Here is a 3,929-nt window from a genome sequence, read left to right as displayed (position 1 = left end):
GGCGCTGGTGGAGCGGCTGCTGGAGGTTTTCGGGGCCGTCCCGGCGGTGGCGGTCGTCCCGGTCAACGCGGCGGAGCCGCAGGTGCGTTCGGTCGTCCCGGCGGCGCCCCCAAGCGGGGACGCAAGTCGAAGCGGGCAAAACGCGCCGAGTACGAGAACATGCAGGCACCGGTCGTCGGTGGCGTGCGGTTGCCACACGGCAACGGCGAGACCATCCGGCTGGCCCGCGGCGCATCGTTGATGGACTTCGCCGAGAAGATCGACGCCAACCCGGCATCGCTGGTGCAGGCGCTGTTCAACCTCGGTGAGATGGTCACCGCCACCCAGTCGGTGGGCGACGACACCCTGGAGTTGCTCGGCAACGAGATGAACTACAAGGTGCAGGTCGTCTCGCCGGAGGACGAGGACCGCGAACTGCTGCAGTCCTTCGACCTCACCTACGGCGAGGACGAAGGCGGCGAGGAGGACCTCGAGTTCCGCCCGCCGGTGGTCACCGTCATGGGTCACGTCGACCACGGCAAGACCCGACTGCTGGACACGATCCGCGACGCCACCGTCCGTGAGGGCGAGGCCGGCGGCATCACCCAGCACATCGGCGCCTACCAGGTTCTCACCGAACTGGACGGCAACGAGCGCCTCGTCACCTTCATCGACACCCCCGGTCACGAGGCGTTCACCGCCATGCGTGCCCGCGGCGCGAAGGCCACCGATATCGCGATCCTGGTGGTCGCCGCCGACGACGGCGTGATGCCGCAGACGGTGGAGGCGATCAACCACGCGCAGGCCGCTGACGTGCCGATCGTGGTGGCGGTCAACAAGATCGACAAGGAGGGTGCCGATCCGGCGAAGATTCGCGGACAGCTCACCGAATACGGCCTGGTGGCCGAGGACTTCGGTGGCGACACCATGTTCGTCGACATCTCGGCCAAGCAGGGCACCAATATCGATGCCCTGCTGGAAGCGGTGCTGTTGACCGCGGATGCCTCACTGGATCTGCGGGCCAACCCGGATATGGAAGCCCAGGGTGTGGCCATCGAGGCACATCTGGACCGCGGTCGCGGCCCGGTCGCCACCGTGCTGATCCAGCGCGGCACGCTTCGGGTCGGCGACTCGATCGTCGCCGGCGATGCGTACGGGCGGGTTCGACGCATGGTCGACGAGCACGGTGAGGACGTCGTGGAAGCGCTGCCGTCGCGGCCGGTGCAGGTCATCGGCTTCACCTCGGTGCCGGGTGCCGGTGACAACCTGTTGGTCGTCGACGAAGACCGGATCGCCAGGCAGATCGCCGATCGCCGCAGTGCCCGCAAGCGCAACGCGCTGGCGGCACGGTCCCGCAAGCGCATCAGCCTGGACGATCTGGACGCAGCGCTGAAAGAGACCAGCCAGCTGAACCTGATCCTCAAGGGCGACAACTCGGGCACCGTGGAGGCGCTCGAGGAGGCCTTGCTCGGGATCGAGATCGACGACGAGGTGGAGCTGCGCGTCATCGACCGCGGTGTCGGTGGTGTCACCGAGACGAACGTGAACCTGGCGTCGGCGTCGAACGCCATCATCATCGGGTTCAACGTGCGCGCCGAGGGCAAGGCCACCGAACTGGCCAACCGCGAGGGCGTCGACATCCGGTACTACTCGGTGATCTACCAGGCGATCGACGAGATCCAGAGCGCGCTCAAGGGCATGCTCAAGCCGGTCTACGAGGAGAAGGAGCTCGGCCGCGCCGAGATCCGGGCGATCTTCCGGTCGTCGAAGGTCGGCAACATCGCCGGCTGCCTCGTGCAGTCGGGAATCATGCGGCGTAACGCCAAGGCGCGGTTGTTGCGCGACAACACCGTGGTCGCCGAGACCGTCACGATCTCGTCGCTCAAGCGGGAGAAGGACGACGCCACCGAGGTGCGCGAGGGTTACGAATGCGGTCTGACGCTGACGTACAACGACATCAAGGAGGGCGACGTCATCGAGGCCTACGAGCTCGTGGAGAAGGCCCGTGACTAGGAGGCGAGCATCATGGTCGACGTAGGGCGGGCGCGCCGGCTGTCCAAGCGCATCGGCACGGTTGTCGCCACGGCCATCGAGTTCGAGATCAAGGATCCCCCGCTGGCCTTCGTGACCGTCACGGACACGAAGGTCACGGGAGACCTGCACGACGCCACCGTGTACTACACGGTGCGCGGCGAGACGCTGGCCGACGAACCCGACTATGCCGCCGCGGCGGCGGCGCTGGAACGCGCCAAGGGCACGCTGCGCAGCAAGGTCGGAGCCGCCACCGGGGTGCGCTTCACGCCGACGCTGGCGTTCGTGCTCGACAAGGTGCCGGAAACCTCAGCACACATGGAGGAACTGCTGGCCCGCGCGCGGGCGGCAGATGAGGATTTGGCGAGAGTTCGGCAAGGAGCCAAGCACGCCGGCGACGCGGACCCGTACCGTGTAAGCGGGGTGGAGGACACGGCAGAGCTGGGGCCGGACTCTGAGGACACGGGTGACCGCAACAGAGACAGTGACCGCAACAGAGACGACGACTGACGCGCTGGTGACGGGTGCGCGCGTCGACGCGCGCGGCGCAGCTGAACTCCTGGCGCCGGTCGGTTCCGTCAGCGTGGTCTGTCACGTCTTCCCCGACGCCGACACCATCGGGGCGGGGCTGGCGTTGGCGCTGGTGCTCGAACACGCGGGCAAGGATGTCGCGGTCAGCTTCGCCGAGCCGGCCCAGTTGCCCGAGTCGCTGCAGTCGCTGCCCGGCGGCCATCTGCTGGTGGCGCCCGAGGCGCTGAGTCCGGACGCCGACCTGGTGATCACCGTGGACATCCCCAGCGTGAACCGGCTCGGCACGTTGCGCGATCACGCCGCGCCCGGGCGTGAGGTGCTGGTCATCGACCACCACGCCTCCAACCAGCTGTTCGGCACCGCGAACTACGTCGACGCTTCGGCCGACTCGACCACCATGCTGGTAGCCGACCTGCTGGACGCCTGGGACAAGCCGATCGACCCGGATGTCGCGCACTGCCTGTACGCGGGACTGACCACCGACACCGGCTCGTTCCGGTGGGCCAGTGCCCGCGCGCACCGGCTGGCCGCACGTCTGGTCGAGTTGGGCGTCGACAACGCCGCCGTCAGCCGCACCCTGCTCGACACCCACCCGTTCGCGTGGTTGCCCATGCTGTCCCGGGTCCTGGGATCGGCGCGGCTGGTGGCCGACGCTGCCGGCGGTCGCGGTCTGGTGTACGCCGTCGTTCCCCACGGCGAGTGGGCCGGCGCCAGACCGGAAGAGGTGGAGAGCATCGTCGACATCGTGCGCACCACCGAGCAGGCCGAGGTCGCGGCGGTGTTCAAGGAGATCGAGCCGGGCAACTGGTCGGTGTCGATGCGCTCGAAGTCGATGGACCTCGCATCGGTCGCAAGCGCATTCGGCGGCGGCGGTCACCGTCTCGCCGCCGGCTACTCGGCCGTCGGACCCGCCGACGACGTGGTGTCGGCGCTCGTCAGCTCCCTTGGCTGATCCCGTCAGCGGCGCCGTCACCGGTACGCACGGAGAACCTGTGCCGACGGCGACCGGCCGTCGCATCGCTGCCCTGGCTTTCCCGGCGCTGGGTGTGCTCGCGGCCGAACCTCTCTACCTGCTGTTCGACCTGGCCATCATCGGGCGCCTCGGGGCGGTCGATCTGGCCGGTCTGGCCATCGGCGCGCTGGTCATGGGTGTGCTGAGCTCTCAACTGACGTTCCTGTCCTACGGCACCACAGCGCGCGCCGCGCGGTTCTACGGCGTCGGTGACCGAGCCGCCGCCGCGGGGGAGGGCGTGCAGGCGACGTGGCTGGCCCTCGGCATCGGCACCACCATCGTGGTCGCCGTCCAACTGGGCGCCGCACCGTTGGTGGCGTTGTTGGCCGGCGGGGGCCGGATCGCCGACGCCGCGCTGCCGTGGGTGCGCATCGCA

The 3,929-nt window shown here is 68.8% G+C and carries 4 protein-coding genes; all 4 read left to right on the top strand.

The genetic code is table 11. From position 1 onward, the window contains the following. Positions 1-1,992 (top strand): translation initiation factor IF-2 (infB, locus tag WA944_RS19610; RefSeq protein WP_526647260.1); only part of this gene is annotated, 1,992 nt, incomplete at its 5' end. 12 nt (positions 1,993-2,004) lie between these two features. Beyond that, complete coding sequence (gene rbfA / locus WA944_RS19605; protein ID WP_526375821.1) at positions 2,005-2,520, top strand: 30S ribosome-binding factor RbfA; 516 nt, start codon at positions 2,005-2,007, stop codon at positions 2,518-2,520. Beyond that, positions 2,495-3,493 carry a DHH family phosphoesterase gene (locus WA944_RS19600; RefSeq protein ID WP_526375823.1) on the top strand — a complete coding sequence of 333 codons (999 nt, stop codon included), beginning with the start codon at positions 2,495-2,497 and terminating at the stop codon, positions 3,491-3,493. The genes rbfA and WA944_RS19600 overlap by 26 nt, the downstream gene beginning before the upstream one ends. Then, positions 3,486-3,929 (top strand): MATE family efflux transporter (locus WA944_RS19595; protein ID WP_526647259.1); only part of this gene is annotated, 444 nt, incomplete at its 3' end. The genes WA944_RS19600 and WA944_RS19595, both read left to right, overlap by 8 nt.

Source organism: Mycobacterium sp. (genome assembly GCF_049683355.1).
Lineage (GTDB): Bacteria > Actinomycetota > Actinomycetes > Mycobacteriales > Mycobacteriaceae > Mycobacterium.
The sequence above is the reverse complement of the archived record's forward strand: the minus strand, read 5'-3'. Positions and strand labels throughout refer to the sequence as shown.

Bases quoted from the DNA above. Each gene is read 5' to 3' on its own strand.
- rbfA (WP_526375821.1), top strand. From the start codon at position 2,005: ATGGTCGACGTAGGGCGGGCGCGCCGGCTGTCCAAGCGCATCGGCACG.